This is a genomic window from Burkholderia sp. 4NA327C6, assembly GCF_005502655.1.
GTDB lineage: Bacteria > Pseudomonadota > Gammaproteobacteria > Burkholderiales > Burkholderiaceae > Burkholderia > Burkholderia contaminans.
In genome coordinates, this window is record NZ_SCNZ01000018.1 from 19,900 (window position 1) to 37,516 (window position 17,617).

16 protein-coding genes are annotated in these 17,617 nt (G+C 63.1%); 12 read left to right on the forward strand and 4 right to left on the reverse strand.

What is annotated here, in order from left to right:
- Positions 1–25 precede the first annotated feature (25 nt).
- From FFS49_RS19460 to FFS49_RS19475, 4 genes are all read right to left on the reverse strand, one after another.
- Positions 26–1,396: a virulence factor gene (locus tag FFS49_RS19460; protein ID WP_224755721.1), complete on the reverse strand. Its 1,371-nt coding sequence runs from the start codon at positions 1,394–1,396 to the stop codon at positions 26–28.
- Between the two features lie 38 nt (positions 1,397–1,434).
- The gene (locus FFS49_RS19465; protein WP_171026789.1) at positions 1,435–2,907 is read right to left on the reverse strand and encodes a virulence factor; all 1,473 of its coding nucleotides are present in this window, start codon (positions 2,905–2,907) and stop codon (positions 1,435–1,437) included.
- A complete protein-coding gene (locus FFS49_RS19470; RefSeq protein ID WP_105817427.1) occupies positions 2,904–5,144 on the reverse strand; it encodes a hypothetical protein in 2,241 nt (746 codons plus the stop codon). Before FFS49_RS19470 ends, FFS49_RS19465 begins: the two co-directional genes overlap by 4 nt.
- A gap of 91 nt (positions 5,145–5,235) precedes the next feature.
- Positions 5,236–7,899 (reverse strand): type VI secretion system Vgr family protein, encoded by a 2,664-nt coding sequence (locus FFS49_RS19475; protein WP_226285460.1) that lies wholly within the window; start codon positions 7,897–7,899, stop codon positions 5,236–5,238.
- Between FFS49_RS19475 and FFS49_RS42620 the strand changes: the two genes are divergently transcribed.
- The 12 genes from FFS49_RS42620 to FFS49_RS19520 all read left to right on the forward strand — a co-directional run bounded on the left by FFS49_RS42620 (position 7,840) and on the right by FFS49_RS19520 (position 17,534).
- Complete coding sequence (locus FFS49_RS42620) at positions 7,840–8,064, forward strand: hypothetical protein (protein ID WP_224755725.1); 225 nt, start codon at positions 7,840–7,842, stop codon at positions 8,062–8,064. The genes FFS49_RS19475 and FFS49_RS42620 overlap by 60 nt on opposite strands.
- A gap of 482 nt (positions 8,065–8,546) precedes the next feature.
- Positions 8,547–8,708: a hypothetical protein gene (locus FFS49_RS42020; RefSeq protein WP_171026790.1), complete on the forward strand. Its 162-nt coding sequence runs from the start codon at positions 8,547–8,549 to the stop codon at positions 8,706–8,708.
- Between the two features lie 135 nt (positions 8,709–8,843).
- On the forward strand, positions 8,844–10,097 hold the full coding sequence (locus tag FFS49_RS19480) for an MFS transporter (protein WP_039354091.1): 1,254 nt from the start codon (positions 8,844–8,846) through the stop codon (positions 10,095–10,097).
- 131 nt (positions 10,098–10,228) lie between these two features.
- Positions 10,229–11,158, forward strand: a complete 930-nt coding sequence (locus FFS49_RS19485) for a LysR family transcriptional regulator (RefSeq protein ID WP_105817351.1) — start codon at positions 10,229–10,231, stop codon at positions 11,156–11,158.
- Between the two features lie 115 nt (positions 11,159–11,273).
- The gene (locus FFS49_RS19490) at positions 11,274–11,768 is read left to right on the forward strand and encodes a hypothetical protein (protein WP_039354096.1); all 495 of its coding nucleotides are present in this window, start codon (positions 11,274–11,276) and stop codon (positions 11,766–11,768) included.
- A gap of 38 nt (positions 11,769–11,806) precedes the next feature.
- Entirely contained in the window at positions 11,807–12,826 is a 1,020-nt protein-coding gene (locus tag FFS49_RS19495; protein ID WP_046549159.1) for a hydroxyquinol 1,2-dioxygenase, read from the forward strand.
- A 51-nt stretch (positions 12,827–12,877) separates the two neighbouring features.
- Positions 12,878–14,344, forward strand: a complete 1,467-nt coding sequence (locus FFS49_RS19500; protein WP_105817350.1) for an aldehyde dehydrogenase family protein — start codon at positions 12,878–12,880, stop codon at positions 14,342–14,344.
- 8 nt (positions 14,345–14,352) lie between these two features.
- Positions 14,353–15,420: a maleylacetate reductase gene (locus FFS49_RS19505; protein WP_039354104.1), complete on the forward strand. Its 1,068-nt coding sequence runs from the start codon at positions 14,353–14,355 to the stop codon at positions 15,418–15,420.
- A 28-nt stretch (positions 15,421–15,448) separates the two neighbouring features.
- Complete coding sequence (locus tag FFS49_RS42025) at positions 15,449–15,592, forward strand: hypothetical protein (RefSeq protein ID WP_171026791.1); 144 nt, start codon at positions 15,449–15,451, stop codon at positions 15,590–15,592.
- Positions 15,593–15,597: 5 nt separating this feature from the next.
- Complete coding sequence (locus FFS49_RS19510; RefSeq protein ID WP_039354114.1) at positions 15,598–15,909, forward strand: YciI family protein; 312 nt, start codon at positions 15,598–15,600, stop codon at positions 15,907–15,909.
- Between the two features lie 3 nt (positions 15,910–15,912).
- Entirely contained in the window at positions 15,913–16,248 is a 336-nt protein-coding gene (locus FFS49_RS19515) for a Rieske 2Fe-2S domain-containing protein (RefSeq protein WP_039354117.1), read from the forward strand.
- 197 nt (positions 16,249–16,445) lie between these two features.
- On the forward strand, positions 16,446–17,534 hold the full coding sequence (locus FFS49_RS19520; RefSeq protein ID WP_105817349.1) for a porin: 1,089 nt from the start codon (positions 16,446–16,448) through the stop codon (positions 17,532–17,534).
- The last annotated feature ends 83 nt before the right edge of the window (positions 17,535–17,617 follow it).

The following is a 17,617-nucleotide window of genomic DNA, read 5'->3' on the forward strand; positions in this document are numbered from 1 at the left end:
TCGAGTTGGTCTGTGTCGGTTTGCATCACCACGAGTAACCCTGCATGCCGTAATCGGTATCGTGTCGGCGGCCCCACCACGGCAGGTAGGCGTTGTTGCCGCCGCGTGCGCGGAACCAGTCCTTGTCGGGATCGATGGGCGTGAGCTTCGATGGTGGCCGGACGACGACCGCGACGGGATGCTCGGGATCGGTCGTGCCTGCGACGAGTGCGTTGCCGCCGAAGTGATTGATCCGGCCGATGGCGAGTGCAACGTCGGTCAATGCGCTTCCGGTTCCCATGTCGCCGAGTAGTGCAGCCGTGTTGAACGTCTGCTTCTGGTGGTCGTATTCCGGAAGCGTTTCCGTCAACGTCTGTGCGAGCGCGGCAACGCGGGACGACGCGGTGTCGCTGCCTGCACCTGCGTCGTGGACGATGTACTTGAGGTCTGGAACCGCGACGCCGGCATTGCGTGCCGCCTGGTCGATGGTTGCCTTCCATGCCTGCACGGCGCGAGTCGTGCCGACCTTCGGTGAAAACTCTTTCGTGTTGCCCATTGCGGCTTTGCCGATCCAGGCGAGCGGTTCGCGTTGCGTGTTGAAGTTCGGGCCGGCGAGGAACAGCACGACGAGGTTCTCGTTGATCTGTGCATCCGTGGGCGGGAAGTTGGGCGCGTCCCAGTTCACTACCCAGACGCTCTTGTCGGGGTTCGCCTGCAAGTAGTCCAGTGCGTTGTTCAGGGATGTGAAGCCGGTGTTGGGGCCGCCCTGTGCGACTTGTACGTCGGGGAGCGTGTTGCGGCTCCACATCGTTGGAAAATACCGATTCCCGATCGAAAACGTCCTTCGAATCGAGTCCTGCAAGTAGTTTTGCGATTCGGCCGCGTCGAGTCGTTCCGGAATCGCAAGCTCGACACGGATGCCAGCCAACTCGCGCCAGTTCTTTTTATCGTCAGGTTTGACCGTGTAGAAGTATTTCGCGTTGCTCGCGTAGCGTGAGTGAAGCAGTAGCGGGAACTTGGTCATGTACTTGCTATAGAAACCCTTGAATGTTTCTGTGCCTTCGTTTCCGTATGCAATACCTGCTACCGACTGGAGCGTCGTAAAGGACTTCGGATCAGTCCGCACCATGTCGTCGTTCTTGTTCGGAGACGCGAGTCCTTGCGTCCACAGCAATTGCCATTCGGTTGGATAGTCCATGCGTTGCAACGGATTCAACCAAATGAGTCCGACGACCTGGGAAACGAATGGCTTCACCGGCTCTTCGACGGAGGGAACTGCGTTCGCTATTGGTTCAGCGGCAGGTGCGGAGTGCGCCGAGCGCATCATGGCCGTCGGGAACAGAAACACCACAAGTGCCACAAAACTAAGTACAACTACAAATCGTTTCATCCCATCTCCTGCTGATCGATACAACAGCTACGTTCACATGTAACGCGCTGCCTTGTCGGTGTGCATCACCACGAATAGCCTTGCATGCCGTAATTTGTATCGTGTCGGCGGCCCCACCACGGCAGATAGGCATTGTTGCCGCCGCGTGCGCGGAACCAGTCCTTGTCGGGATCGATCGTCGTGAGCTTCGATGGCGGTAGGACGACAACCGCGACGGGATGCTCTGGATCGGTCGTGCCGGCAACCAGGGCGTTGCCGCCGAAGTGATTGATTCGGCCGATGGCGAGTGCAACGTCGGTCAATGCGCTGCCGGTTCCCATGTCGCCGAGCAGGGCGGCCGTGTTGAAGGTCTGTTTACGGTAGTCGTATTCGGGAAGGATTTCGGTCAAGGTCTGCGCGAGGGCGGCAAGACGTGCCGACGATGCGTCACTGCCTTTACCGGCGTCGTGGACGATGTAGTTGATGTCGGGCGCCGCGATGCCGGCGTTGCGCGCCGCTTGGTCGATGGTCGCCTTCCACGCCTGCACGGGGCGCGTCGTGCCGACTTTCCGCGGAAAATCGAGCGTGTTGCCGGTTGCGGCCTTGCCGATCCACGCGAGCGGTTCACGCTCGGTGTTGAAGGTTGGGCCGGCGAGGAACAGTACGACAAGGTTCTCGTTGATCTGTGCATCCGTGGGCGGGAAGTTGGGCGCGTCCCAGTTCACTACCCAGACGCTCTTGTCGGGGTTCGCCTGCAAGTAGTCCAGTGCCTTGTTCAGCGATGTAAAGCCTGCGTTTGCGCCGCCTTGGGTGATTTGCACGTCGGGGGGCGTGTCGCGGCTCCAAAGCGTCTTGGGTGACGGCGGGCCGATTTCGAAGAAATTCATCATCCGATCGACCACGCGTGACTTGGCAAAGGCCAGATCAAGTCGGGGTGGAATGGCAACTTCGACGTGTATACCAGCGAGTTCACGCCAGTTCTGCTGGCTTTGGGATCCCACATTGTAGAAGTACTTCGCGTTACTAAAATATCTGGTACGCACCAGCAAGATGAACTTGTCCACGTACTTGGCGTAGAAGCCCTTGATCGTCTCCTTGCCGTCGTTGCCGTATGCGATCCCCGCTACAGACTGCAAGGTAGTAAAGGATTTCGCATCGGTGCGAACCATATCGTCGGTCTTGTTTGGCGCGGCCAGTCCCTGTGTCCACAATAATTGCCATTGGGTGGGGTAGTCCATACGTTGCAAGGGATTCAACCACATCAGGCCAACAACCTGCGCGACGAACGGCTTTGCCGGCTCATCGGCGGTTAGCGTGGCATGCTCCCGGACAGGCGTGGCCCGTGCTGGACGCATTAGGACGGTGGTGAACAGAAACACCATGAGTGCAGCCAAGCCGGGCACGACAACGAATCGCTTCATCCAATCTCCTATTTCCAAATGGGCCGGGTCAGGTTGTTCTACGTGCGTCATCAGCGAGGCCATGAGCACGGTTGCGATCAACCATGTCGAAACGGCGACGGCGACACGTCGCGGCCATGTAGCGATCAGCATCTTCATACGGCACCCCCGACCTTCAAATAAAGCTGACCTTCACGCTCATCCACGATCGCGCTCGGCATCTTGCCTTCGCTTTTATCTGCATGTATCCATTCTTGAAGAGGCGTTCTATAGAGAGTGCCCGATGCAAAGTAGTCGGCATACGTCTTGTTCGGAATATCTAGAGGAATCCCGTCCCCCATCCGCCAATCCGCCTCAATCCGCAAGTCATAGAGTTGCTCGGGCGTCAAATAGCAAACCCCAATCGCCACATCGTACGAAAGCGCCTTTTCCGCATGCTCCGGATTAGTCATCGTCGTGGAATGATTCGTCGGGCTGTTGGTCGAACCACGATCGAGCCAGTCGACAATCTGCTTGTCGCGCCACTCCTTGTAGCCCTCCGGCATTTCGCTCTTGCCGTCCTCGCCGATCACGTGGCCATCACCATCGAGCCATTCCGTATTCAGCGTTCGCCGCGCCTCCATCCGCATCAACGCGCGGTCCTCATAACGCTGTCCGGCTTCGCTTTCCGCAGTACCTTGCGCGACGCTATCGTCGTTCTTCGCGTTGTACTGGTCGTACGGATCGTCCGCGCGCTTGTCTGCCTCGCTCTTGCTTGCGTCGCGCCACGCAGCCGGCGGATCGTTGCCTTCGTTGAAGTCGCTTGTCGCATTGCCGTCCTTCGTTTCGATGGGCTTGCCGAACCGCCACGCCTTCGGTGGGAACGGTTCGTCGAGTGTCGGAGCGTCCGCCACCACGGTCCAACCCTCCGGCGGATTGGCGTTCACGCGGAACATATTCAATGCCGAGCTGATCTGGGTCACGAAAAACATGATCGGCGCAGATGCAAGCGTGGCCGCCACCCCGAACACGGACTCGTTTCCCTTGAGTGCACCGATGAGATTGAATTTGGCAGGCGGTGAAGGCGGATACCAGAATCCCGACGTCGCTCCCTTCTGTACATGCCGCCAGTCATCTTCCCAATACCGATATTGCTCCTGCACGCCGACGTGGAAGCCGGAGGCAAAGACGCGCTGCGTCAGCACGCCGGGGACGCCGATATCGTTCAGTTCGTGCTTGTCGATGCCGCGCCAGCCGATGCCTTGAACCGTGATCGCCGAAATCACCTGATCGTGCGGACAGCAATACGCGGTGACGCGACCATACGTCGATCCGTTCAGGCCGTGGCGAACCCGATCCTCGTGTGCCGCATACGACCGCTTGCTGGTCGGCGATACTCGCTCGTTGGCCATGTCTTCATCGATCTTGTCGGCGGAAAGTTCATAGGCCTTCCGCGTGCCGATGATCGACAGAAACTTGCCGAACGTTTTCGTGCGGGCGGCGTAGGTCTGCCGTCCGCGACGGCCATCGCCGTCCTTGGTCGCGCGTTGCGACCACGTATCCATGAACGTATCGGATGGATTCGGACCATCTGCACGCGCAAGCCTATACGGCGCATTCGCCAGCACGTAGGCGTCTGCCACGCAATGCCCGCTACGCCCCCACGGATCTTCGACATCCGGTAGCGCGTCGCCGAAGAACGCCGCCGTCAGGCCCACGATGTTGCCCTGGCTATGGCACACGACAGTAATCGGCACGTCGGCCTGCATGCGGCGGATCGACTCGATCAACTTCGCAAGGCGCAACGCCGCGAGCACGCCATACGCGCGGGGCGGCGCGCGATACAGCGGCCGATTGGTCGGATTGATGCCCTGCACGGTTATCCAGCCGGCCGCCCGGTCGTCGAGGCCGCCTTGCCAGAGATCGGGCAAGCTTGCACAGCCGTCCGTGAACGGACCGCCGCCCCAATAGTCCTTCTCGTTCAGGAAAATCTTGTCGCCGTATTCCTTGAGTTCCTCGGCTGTCGCCCGATAGCCCCACCGGAAATGAATGACCGGTGAAAACGACGGATCGGGCTTGATGTAGTCGCCGGCCCAGAGCTTCGGATTCAGAAACCCGTCCGGCGTCACGCTTTCCGTGTACTTCGCGGGCACCAGTTGCCCGGCATCGATGCCGCGATACTTGAGTTGATCGTCCAGCCGCCCGAGCCGGCGATTCAGGCCGTCGCACAATCCTTGCTCGGCGGCCTCGAACCATTCGCCTTCGGAGTTCACCCCATGCACGAAGATGACGATACCGGGTAACGGAAGTTGCTTGATGCAGATCAGCCGAGTGCCTTTCGTCCACATCGAGACGCCGTCGCTCCGGCCGACGATGATCTGAGGTGGCTCCGGGCGCGGCGCAGCCGCGTCGGGCATATCTGCCTTCGCGGCGCGCTCGTCGGTGCGCGCGTCCTCTTCCGGCCGAGGATCGAGAGATGAATCAATCATCCGGACTCCTGCGCTTGCGTTAAACATTCTTCTTGGTGAACTGCACCGCCAGCCTCTCGAACCGGTCGGTATCGATCTCAGGCAGTTCCCCGGCCATGTCGGTCGTCAAATCCGACAGCGTTCCCGATGTCGTTCGAACCTGTCCTTCGAACCCCGGTGCCGCGTTACCGTCCGTTGGGCGGACCAGCTTCGGGACGCGGCCGAGCGTACGTTGATCGAATGTCGGCAAGTCGACGCTCATGCTTGCGGGGCCATCCCATGCATGACCGTTCGATTTCACGGTGAACTTGCCGGGGCATCCCAGTTCGATATCGCCGCCATGCAGCTTGAGATACGCGCCGCCGGACGTGACGAATACGACTTCGTCGCTTGCCGTGCCGGCAAGCTTGCCGGCAGCGGCAGTCAACCGAATGTTTTTTCCGGACTCGATCTGCGTGTCGTCGTTCTGCGATTGAATGGCCACTTTCCCCTGATTCGCGATCGCCGATACGCCGTTGCTGTGCGCGAACATCGCGACGCCATGCCCGGCATGCAGATTGATCCGCTCGCCGCTCGTGATCTGCATGTGTTGTTGCGCAATCTGATCGATGTTCTCGACCGCATACATGACGTGCGTTTTCGGCGTGACGTTCAGCGACCCCGCTTGCGCGCCGAACGCCATGAACGCGGATGCGTCACCCGTGGCACGGGATTCCGAACCGCCGGGTTTCCAGTGACGGAATGCGCTGACGAGGTTGTCCTGGCCGCCCGTGTCGGCGGATTGCCCGCCATGCTGGCCGGCGTAATCGCCGAGCGACTCGAACAACGCCGTGCATTGGTCGAGCAAGCGGATCAGCTCATCGCGATCGAGCTGACCACCGGTCGCATGCGACCGCGCATAGGTCGTCAACAGCATGCCCTGGGCGGCGCGCAACGCCGCAGCGGCGTCGGTGCGCAGTTCCGCGCCTTCACCCCGGTCGCTCCCGTGTCCATCGTTACGGGGCTGCGTCAGATAGCCGAGATTCAGTTGGGAGTGCGCATGTTCGCTCGCCAACTGCGCCGAAATTTGCGACGGCGTATCGTCCAGGCGAAGCTGGTTGTACCGATGGCCCTTGATTTCCTTGGTCTTGATCCCGGACAGGTAACGGTTGCCGGGTAGCGAACCGGTATCGCTGAAGGTCGCGGGCGGGTTCGCACCGTTGCTCAAAATCCCGATGATCACCAGACGGTCCGGATCGCCCGACAGGCTGCCCAGCAAAACCTCCATCCCGACCCGAGGCAGGAAAAGCGCGCCGAAATGTTTCCCCGCCAGGCTTGCGCCGACGCGAATCGGCGCACTGTCGCCGGCCAGGCCGGTCGTTCCGGCGCCTTGTGCGTGGGCGTGATCGACCGGGTCGTAGCCGTGAATCTGCACGCGCACGCGGCCGGCCTCATCGCAAAACACTTCCTCGCCTTGTGTGCCGACGATCGTGCCGGTGAGCAGGTGAACCGGCGGCACATCGATTCGCGGATCGTAGGAAGGCTTGAGCGGCACGCCGCGTCGCACGCACGTGAAACTGTTCTCATAGCGCGTGTCCGTTCGTTCCGATGCATCGGCCGGTGCCGGCGGAACGACTTGCGCCAGGTGACGGCTTGCCGCGAATAGCCCGTTCACGCGACCTGCCAGGATCTTCGGCAGGTTGTTCCAGATATCGTGCCGAACCGACGTGACGACGAACTGGCGATGATCGGCGGGCTTCATATCCAGCTCGGGGTCGCCGGTCAACGTGAACCAGTGACCGACCGGCATGTCGCGCACGCTGCTGATGCCTTCATGGCGTACGGCTTCGAACTGATGCGCGAGCATCCGGTCGCGCGTGATGCGATCGTGATCGCTCCACGAATCGCCGACGTGCGGAATGTCGATCGCCACGTCGGTCAGCAGGTGCGCAAGGTCGTTCCCCGACTCGCCCTGGTCGATGCCGGTGACGGTCGTGGATTCGTCTACACGGGCTTTCTTGTAGTCCCACGACGGACGGCTGACTTTGCCGGACGACAGGCTTTGGCAGCATGCAAAGAGCGTCACCGTGTCGCGTTGTTCGACGCCGGCATCGCGTGGATGGATGCGGAGGGTGCCGGCCGGCGCTTCCGCCAGGCGATAGGGATCATCGCAAAACAGGAGCGTGTGGACCGGGCGTTCGTCGGGCTTGCCGCTCGCCCCACCGATCGGTCCGGCTTTCGCAAATACCGTGATGCCATCCCGACGCAACAGGCGCCGGATGAAGCGCGCGTCGGACTCGTTCACCTGCCGTGTCAATTCGCGCACCGGATAGCGTTCGGCCCGCAATGCCGACAGGTCGAAATCGAATGCCTGCGCGAGTGCCGGGCCGCGATGTTTCCACTCGTTCATCAGCGTCGCCAGAATGTCGATCATGCTGCACGATCGGAACATGCGGACGTTCGTGCGGCGGTCCATCAGCGACAGGGCGTCGCACACGTGCAACTGGTACACGGTCAGTTCACCGTCGGATTGACCGGCTCGCACGTCGTGCACGATCGCATTGATCGCGCGTATGCCACCCCGATCGGTCGTCAGCCGGACCGACACGGGCAGACCGAGAAACAGCGCGGGCGATAGATGCGCGTGGGTGGACACGCAGGTCAGTTGTCCGTCGATCCCCGATATCAACCCTTCGCGAATATCGGCGTGATGGAGCGCCAGCAGATGGCCGACCGTGCGTTGGGCGAGACCGAAATGGAGATCGACAGGCCGCTTGTTGCCGCTAATCCGACCGTACACGAAATTCCGAAATGTACTTTCTATCGACATCACCGCAATCTGGATACTTTCGCCGCAATTCCGAATGGTCGGAATTGTGGATTTAAGTGAAAAAGGAGGATTCTGGAAAATTCGTGGTGAAGAATATCAAACTTGTTTGGCGTGTTAAATGATTTGATATTTTGAGATGGATTTTTTGTTGGGCGGATACTGTATTTAACTTTCTGCGTGAGGAGTGTGGAATTTGTGTTTGGTAATGGATTTAGATGCTATGGATAAGAATATGGTGGTGTATCGAGGGGAGATGGTTTTTGTTTTTTAGATATAAATTGAATTTAAAAAGGAAGAATGAGACTTATCTCATGTCTGAACGAACTGCGGCGCAGTGTGATGCAGGAAAGGGCAGTGACCAGGATTGCGCGGGTGCTCGACCGATGCATCTTGGTTTGCCCCCGTTTTTTCGCCTCCCGCTACCCGGCGGGCGGCTTCTTCTTGCATGGTTCGTGAAGGGTTTGCCTCATCGTATGCATGCGTGACGTGAATGGCGCCGTGCGTGGATGCCCCGATGTCCATGAGGGAATTCCCCGTGACGCATGAGCGAGCGTCGCGTCGACGCCGCGCCCGTTCGCTTCGCGCTTTCCCGTCACGCCTTCCCGCCCACCGCCCGCGATTATTTGCGTTTCGCGAATGGCGCGTTCGCCGGTTGTTCCATACCCGATTGGCAGCCGTGCACCTATCGTGGTGACGTCGGCTGATTGAACGCAACGCGTCGAACCCGAACGCCAGCCGGCACTTCCTCGCGATTCGCGTCGCACACAAAAACCATCGGACCTGGCTCATGCGCAGGCGCTGCGGCGCGCGCAGGCGAACCTGTGTCCACGGAGACGGACATGAAAGCAAACGAGTGGGATACCTCATACGAGTGGAAGGCGGTCACGCTGCTGGCGCTCGGCTTCGGGCTGGTCGGCCTCGATCGCTGGCTGATCGCGCCGCTGTTCCCTTCGATCATGAAGGACCTCAACCTGAACGCGCAGGACGTCGGCAACTGCATCGGCGTGCTCGGCCTGTCGTGGGGTATCTTCGCGGCGCTGATGGGCGGCATCTCCGACAAGATCGGCCGCAGGAAGGTGCTGATTCCGGCCATCGTCGCGTTCTCGCTGCTGTCGGGCTTCTCGGGGCTCGCGGGCGGCCTGCTCGGCCTGATGGCGATTCGTGGCCTGATGGGCGTGGCCGAAGGCTCGTTCTGCCCGACGAGCTTCGCCGCGACGGCCGATGCGTCGCACCCGCGGCGGCGCGGGCTGAACCTCGGCCTGCAGCAAAGCGGCTTCGCGCTGTTCGGGCTCGCGCTGTCGCCGATCATCGCGACGCAGCTGCTCGGGTTCGTGTCGTGGCGCTGGGTCTTTGCGCTCGTCGCCGTGCCCGGCCTGATCCTCGGCGCGATCATGTTCTTCGTCATCCGTGAGCCGAAGGTCACGAAGGCCGTCGCGTCGGAGCATGCGCCGGCGTCGCTCGGCCACGTGCTCAAGAGCCGCAACATCCTCGTGGCGATGGCCGCATTGTGCTGTGCAATGACGGGCGTATTCGTGCTCGGCGCGCTGCTGCCGCTGTACCTGACCGACTACCTGGCGCTCGGCACGCAGAAGATGGGCCTCGTCGTGTCCGCGATCGGCTTCGGCGGTTTTCTCGGGCAGTTCGGGTTGCCGGGCCTGTCGGACCTGGTCGGCCGCCGCCTCGCGAGCATCGTCGGTTTCGCGGGAACGGCCGTGATGCTCTACCTCTTCCGCGGCCTCGGCCCGCAGCCGCTCGCATTGTTCGGGGTGCTGTTCGTTGCGTCGTTCTTCACGCTCGGGCTGGTGTCGCTGCTGTCCGGCCCGGTGGCGACGGAGGCTGCGCCCATCGGGCTCGTGTCGACGTCGATCGGCGTGGTGGTCGGTGTCGGCGAGATCTTCGGCGGCGGCATCGCGCCGGCGCTGGGCGGCTACGTCGCCGCCCACTTTGGCATCCAGAACATCCTGTGGCTGCCGATGTGCGCGGTCATGCTGGGCATCGTGGTCAGCCTGCTGCTGAAGGAAACCGCGCCGGCCGTGCTGCAGCGCCGCGTGGCCGTGCAACCGGAACTCGCGGCGGGCGAGCAATCGCGGTAAGGGCCGCGCATGCGGGGCCGGCGTCATCGGCGATTGACATCGATTGGGTGACAGAGAGACGCCTCCCGCATGACACAGCTCGTCATCCGCACGGGTAGACTGCCGGTTTCGCTGTCGAAAAAGGGCGCGGTATGGACCGGTTCCTGAGCATCGAGGCATTCGTCAGGGTGGCGGAGGCGAGCAGCTTCGCCGAGGCGGCGCGGCAGCTCGGCGTGACCAGCTCGGTCGTGACGAACCGCATCCAGCAGCTCGAGAAGTTCGTCAACGCGCCGCTGTTCCATCGCAGCACGCGCCACGTGCGCCTGTCCGAAGTGGGCGAGGCGTTCTATCGCGAGTGCGCGGAGGTGGTGGGGCGCGTCAACGAGCTGACGGACCAGATGCGCGAACTGCGTGCGACGCCGACCGGCCGGCTGCGCATCCAGATGCTGCCCGGTTTCGCGCTCGATCACTTCGGTGCGCCGCTGATGGAATTCAACCGGCGCTACCCGGGCATCCAGCTCGACGTCATCGTCAATGACCGTGTCGTGGACCCTGTCGAAGAAGGGTTCGACATCGCGTTCCAGATCTTTCCGCCGATCTCCGAGTCGCTGATCGAACGGCGGCTGTTCACCGTCAGGCGCCTCTTCTGCGCGTCGCCCGCGTACCTCGACGCGCATGGTGCGCCACAACATCCACGCGACTTGCTGCAGCACACCACCGCGCTGTATTCAGGCTATCCGTCGCGCAACCGCTGGACGATGACGCGCGGCGACGAAGTCGTCGAAATGGAGCTGCCGGGCATGATCCGCTCGAACTCCGTGCACCTGCTGCGCGAGTACGCGCTGTCGGGCGGCGGCGTCGTGTGCCTGCCGACGCTGGTGGCGAGCGAGGCGCTCGTCGCCGGCCGGCTGGTGCCCATCCTGACCGATTTCCAGCTCGCGCCGCTGAGCTTTGCCGCGGTTTATCCCGCAACGCAGCGACAGGCGCTGAAAGTGAAGGCGCTGGTCGAATTCCTCGCGGAAGCGATCGGCGACGAATCGCCGTGGGATCGTCCGCTCCTGGAGCGCGGCTGGGTGCGTTGAACCGCGCGGATTATTCGCGAAACGCAAATGCCGTAGTCGCCGTCCCGTGCCTTGTTGCGGTGGGTCCTTGCCCCTAGAGTGGAATCCAACAAGCGGTTCAACTCAGGAGACAGAAATGACCGACACGGCATTCCATACCGTCTTTGGCTCGCTCGACCATTACCGGAAAGGCGAGATCGAAATCACGAGCGGCAGCGCTCAACACTACGCGTTCTCGAATGTCTTCGAGGTCGCATCGAAGTCGGCCCCTTACGAAAAGGTCGTCGCCGGCAAGAACCTCGAATACGTGATCGAAGTGCTGCGGACCGACGGTCAGTCGCCGTGGTTCGCCTGCTCGCACGATGAATTCGTGATCCAGATGGACGGCGAAGTCCGGATCGAATTCATCAAGCTCGATACGCCGCCTGCATCGAGTCGCGGCACCGTCAGCGCCGGCACGCAACCGGCCGGCCGCAAGATGGGCTACGTCGTATTGCGCCAAGGCCATCAGGCGCTGCTGCCGGCCGGCTGTGCATACCGCTTCACCGCCAGCCGGCCGGGCGTCGCACTCGTGCAGACCGTCCTGGGCGAGCTGTCCGTGGAGAAGTGGGCCGACATTTGCCTGCACTGATTCGTCCGACCTCATTCGACACTTCCAGGAGACACGTCATGGCCACGCTCGACACCCTCGACACTTCCGCAGGCTTCGCCGCCGATCTGGTGCAAGCCACCGAAGCCGATGCCGTTACCGGCTACCGCCGCTTCCGGCTCGGCGCATTCGAATTCCAGCGCGACGAATATTTCGTGAAGATCAGCTGGCCCGCGAAAGGCCAGACCCGCACGCACGCGATGCCGGCGGACGCGTTCCTGCGCGCGATGATGCGCGACGTGGCGTGGGGCTTCTTCTACGGCTGGGTGAACTTCGACCACGTGTTCGGCACGCGCAATCACTACGGCAAGGTGGACATGTATGCGGGCACCTTCAACGGCATCCTGAAGGATGCCGGCGTGGACTACACCGAGACCTTCGAAACGCCCACGATCATGGCGACCTTCAAGGCGATGCTGCACGACTGGACGAACGAAGGCTTCGATCCGTTCGCGGCGCCCGAGGAAACCGGCACGGCGTTCGGGCGCAAGCACGGCGAGAACGGCTCGGCGATCGAGCGTACGCGGATTGCGACGCGCCGCATGCCGGGCCTCGAAGGCGATTCGCCGCTGCGCGACGACCTGCCGGTCAACCGCGCGTTCCTCGACGTCGCGCAGGACGAACCGGAGGTGCATGTCGAGCCGGGCTTCGAAGGCGAGCTGCACGCGTTCAACCTGTTCAAGTACCTGTCGCGTTCGGACGTGACGTGGAATCCGTCGGTCACGTCGGTGTGCGGGCGCAGCCTGTTCTGCCCGACCACCGAGGAATTCATCCTGCCGGTGTTCCATGGCAACGACCGCGTCGAATGGTTCCTGCAGCTGTCCGACGAAATCGTGTGGGACATCGGCGACAAGAACACCGGTGCGCCGCGCGCACGCGTGACGATGCGCGCCGGCGACATCTGCGCGATGCCCGCCGACATCCGGCATCAGGGCTACTCCACGAAGCGGTCGATGCTGCTGGTCTGGGAAAACGCGACACCGAACCTGCCGCAGCGCTACGAGAGCGGCGAGCTCGCGCCGTATCCGATCGCGTTCTGAGCGGTGCGCCGGTTTCCGCTTCCGCTTCAAGCCATACACCGAGGACGATTCATGCAAACCCAACTGTTCATCGACGGACGCTTCGTCGACGCCGTCGACCGCGGCACGATCGACGTGCTGAACCCGCACGACGGCTCCGTCATCACGAAGATCGCAGCAGCCACCGCGGCGGACGTCGACCTGGCGGTCGAAGCCGCGACGCGCGCGTTCCCCAAATGGTCGGCGCTGCCGGCTGCCGAACGCGGCCGGTTGCTGCTGCGTCTGGCCGACGCGATCGAGGCCAACGCGGAGGAGCTGGCGCAACTCGAATCGCTGGACACCGGCCACCCGATCCGCGATTCGCGCGCGCTCGACGTGCCGCGCACGGCTGCGTGCTTCCGCTACTTCGGCGGCATGGCCGACAAGCTGCAGGGCTCGGTGATTCCTGTCGAGACCGGCTTCCTGAACTACGTGCAGCGCGCGCCGATCGGTGTCGTCGGCCAGATCGTGCCGTGGAATTTTCCGCTGATGTTCACGAGCTGGAAGATGGGCCCGGCGCTCGCCGCCGGCAACACGGTCGTGCTCAAGCCGTCTGAAATCACGCCGCTGTCGACGCTGCGCATCGTCGAGCTGATGGCCGAGGTCGGGTTCCCCGCAGGTGTGGTCAACATCGTCCCCGGCTACGGGCATACCGCCGGCCAGCGGCTCGCCGAACATCCGGGCGTCGGCAAGATCGCGTTCACGGGATCGACGGCCACCGGCCGGCGGATCGTCGAAGCGTCGCAGGGCAACCTGAAGCGCGTGCAGCTCGAACTGGGCGGCAAGGGCGCCAACATCGTGTTCGACGATGCCGATCTCGACGCGGCCATCAACGGCGCCGCGTGGGCAATCTTCCACAACCAGGGGCAGGCGTGCATCGCCGGCTCGCGTCTCGTGCTGCATGAGCGCATCGCGGATGCGTTCCTCGAACGCTTCGTGGCGCTCGCGTCGTCGATCCGCCTCGGCAACCCGCTCGACGCGGACACCGAGATGGGGCCGCTCACGTCGAAGCAGCACCTCGAGCGCGTGCTGTCGTTCGTCGACGTCGCGCGCGAGCAGGGCGGCCGCGTGCTCACCGGCGGCACCGCGCCGCAGGATCCGGCGCTTGCCGACGGCTACTACGTGCGCCCGACGGTCATCGAAGCCAGGAGTGCAACCGACCGCGTCGCGCAGGAGGAAGTGTTCGGCCCGTTCGTCACGGTGCTGCGCTTCGGCAGCGACGACGAAGCGCTGGCCATTGCGAACGCAACCGAATACGGGCTGGGCAGCGGCCTCTGGACGAAGGATCTTTCCCGCGCACACAAGATGGCGTCGCAGATCAACGCGGGGATGTGCTGGATCAACTGCTACAAGCGCGTCAATCCGGGCAGCCCGTTCGGCGGTGTCGGCAAGTCGGGCTACGGCCGCGAGATGGGCTTCGAGGCGATGCACGACTACACCGAGGCGCGGTCGGTGTGGGTCAACGTCGACGGCAACGTGCCGCCGCATTTCAAGCGCTGAGGTTCGCCATGGATCGCTTCGTCTATCAGGGCACCCCTTCCCGCGTGGTGTTCGAATGGGGCGCGCTCGACAGGCTGCCGGACGAGCTGTCGACGCTCGGCGCCCGCCGAGCACTCATCTTGTCCACGCCCGAGCAGCGGCCGCTCGCCGAGCGGGTGGCGGCGATCCTGGGCGAGCGTGCGGCCGGCATCTGCGCGCAGGCAGTGATGCACGTGCCGGTCGAGGTTGCACACGCGGCGCGCGAGATGGCCGGCGAGCTCGGCGCGGACTGCTGCGTCGCGATCGGCGGCGGCTCGACAATCGGGCTCGGCAAGGCCATTGCGCTCGAGTCGGTGCTGCCGATCCTGGCCGTGCCGACGACTTACGCGGGTTCGGAAATGACGCCGATCTTCGGGCTCACGGAAGGCCGGCTGAAGCGTACCGGGCGCGACGCGCGCGTACTGCCGCGCACGGTGCTCTACGACCCGTCGCTGACGTTGTCGCTGCCGCCGGACATTTCCGCGGCGTCCGGCATCAATGCGATGGCGCATGCCGTCGAGGCGCTTTATGCGGAAGACGCGAACCCGGTGATCAGCCTGATGGCGGAAGAATCGATCCGCGCGCTCGGCGAAGCGCTGCCCGTGGTCGTGCGCGATCCGGCGAACCGCGACGCCCGCAGCCGTGCGCTGTACGGCGCGTGGCTTGCCGGGACTTGCCTGGGCGCGGTCGGCATGGCGCTGCATCACAAGCTGTGCCACACGCTCGGCGGCACCTTCAACCTGCCGCACGCGCAGACCCATGCGGCGATGCTGCCGCATACCGCGCACTACAACCACGCTGCCGCGCCCGATGCGCTGCGCCGCGTGGCGCGCGCGTTGGGCGGGAGCGACGCGGCCGAAGCGGGCCCGCTGCTGTTCGCGCTGAACGCACGGCTCGGCATCGCGCCGGCGCTCGCCGACCTCGGGATGCCGGAGGCCGGCCTCGATGAAGCGGCCGACCTCGCATGCCGCAATCCGTATGTGAATCCTCGGCCGATCGAACGCGACGCCATTCGCGCGCTGCTTCAGCATGCATGGGAAGGGCGCGCGCCGCAATGAATGGCTGGATGCGCCAACGGAGACAACCATGAGCCTTGACCACCATGACGGTGACGCCACGCCGGCCGAGCCGGTCGTCGCCCGCTTCGACGGCATGCCGAGCCCGTGCTTGCGTGCGCCGATGCAGCGCGTCGTGCGGCATCTTCATGCGTTCGTCCTCGATCGGAGCTGACCGCCATGGCAAGATTTTTTGCGGTGTTTGCGACGGATCAGCCGGGTATGCGCGACGTGCGCGATCGCGTGCGGCCGATTCACCGGACTTACCTGCGCTCGGCCGACCAGCACGGCGTGGTGGTGCGGCTCGGCGGCCCGACGCTGGACCCGCACGGCGACGCGATGAACGGCACGCTGCTCGTCGTGGAGGCGGATGACATTCAGGCGGTGATGCGGTTCATCGGCAACGATCCGTATGTGAAGGAGGGGTTGTTCTCGCACGTGGAAGTGCGTCCGTGGGACTGGAGCCTCGGCAACCCCGAGCAGCGGGTGTGACTCATGGAAGCCCGACAACTCTGCCGGTTTTCCGATGTGCCCGACGGCGGCGCGCGGGTCGTCGATGAAGCATGTATCGGGCGTCCCGTGATCGTCGTGAGGCGGGGCGAGCACGTGTGGGCTTATGTGAATCGTTGCCCGCACTTCTCGGTGCCGCTCGATTTCGTGCCGGGCAGCGTTTCCTGCTACCGGTCGCAGGTGCTGATGTGCGCCCATCACAGCGCGCTGTTCCGGTTCGACGACGGCGTGTGTATCGACGGGCCTTGCTCGGGATCGGCGCTGGAGGCCGTGGCGGTCGAGGTGGATGCTGCCGCGTGGGTCGTCTATCGAGGCGCTTGATTCTGGTGCTTTGATGAAGGGCGAGCCTGGCCGTTCAATGCGACGGCTATCTTGTCGTTTGATCAGTAAAGCTAATCATATTTCAGGTGTCCGGCAATCGATGCCTGAATGATGGCGATTCCTTGTGCAGCACCGAGCGAGCACCTGCCACGTAGCAGGTGGCGGTCTCGCATTTTCATAAGAAAGACGGAGACGCAATGAAACTCAGGTTTGGAGCAGTGGCGATTCTCGCCGTGGCGCAGGGCGCATGGGCGCAGAGCAGCGTGACGATGTTCGGTCTGATCGACGCCGGCGTGTCTTATGTCAGCAACGAGGGCGGCGGAAAGAACGTCAAGTTCGACGACGGCATATTCGCGCCCAATCTATTCGGCCTTCGCGGCACGGAAGATCTCGGTGGCGGATATCGCGCAATTTTCGCGCTGGTGAACCAGTTCTCGATGGCGAACGGCGCGATCATCGGGACGGGGATTTTCGGGCGCAATGCGTATGTCGGCCTCGACAGCAACCGGTTCGGCAGCATCACGCTGGGCAATCAGTACGACTTCATGGTCGATTCGCTGTTTTCAAGGAACAACGCGGTTTCACGGGATATCTCGGGGCTGTACGGCTTTCGCAATGGCCCGTTTCAACGTCTCGCGCTTCCAGGCAATCCGACCGGTGCATTCGATTGGGACCGTACGGCGGGCAGCAAACCGATCGCGAATTCCGTCAAGTACAGTTCGCCGACGGTGTCGGGTTTTTCCGGCGGCGCGATGTATGCGTTCGGCGGGGTGGCCGGGTCGGTCGGCGCGGACAATGCGGTGAGCGCCGGGCTGAACTATGAAGCGGGGCCGTTCGGTATCGGTGCGGCCTACACGAACGAGAAATACGGCCCTGCGCCCGGCGTGCCGTCCACCAGCGTGCGCAACTGGGGCGTCGGGATGCACTACGACTTCGGTGTCGTCACGGCGAATGCGCTGATGACCGCCGTGCGCAATTCGTTCAACGACGCCGGCGTGTGGATGGCCGAAGCGGGCGGGTTGTGGCACGTCAGGCCGGATGTCGTGCTGGGCGCGAAGTACATGTACATGAAGGGCAATGAAGCGGTGAACGACAACCACGCGCACCAGGTCACCGTGGCGCTTCAGTACCTGTTCTCGAAGCGGACGATGGTGTACGTGTCGGCGGACTACCAGCGCGCGAACAACGGCGCGAACGCGCAGGTCAATGGCGTGCTGGATCCGAACGGGGCATCGAGTTCCGCGAGCCAGACGGTGGCGCGGGTGGGGTTGCATACGGTGTTTTGACGGGGCGTGGCGCCCGTTCCTCAAGCGCGCGGGGCGGCCCATGCTCGCCCTGCGTCGATATTTCCCGTCACCGATATGCGCCG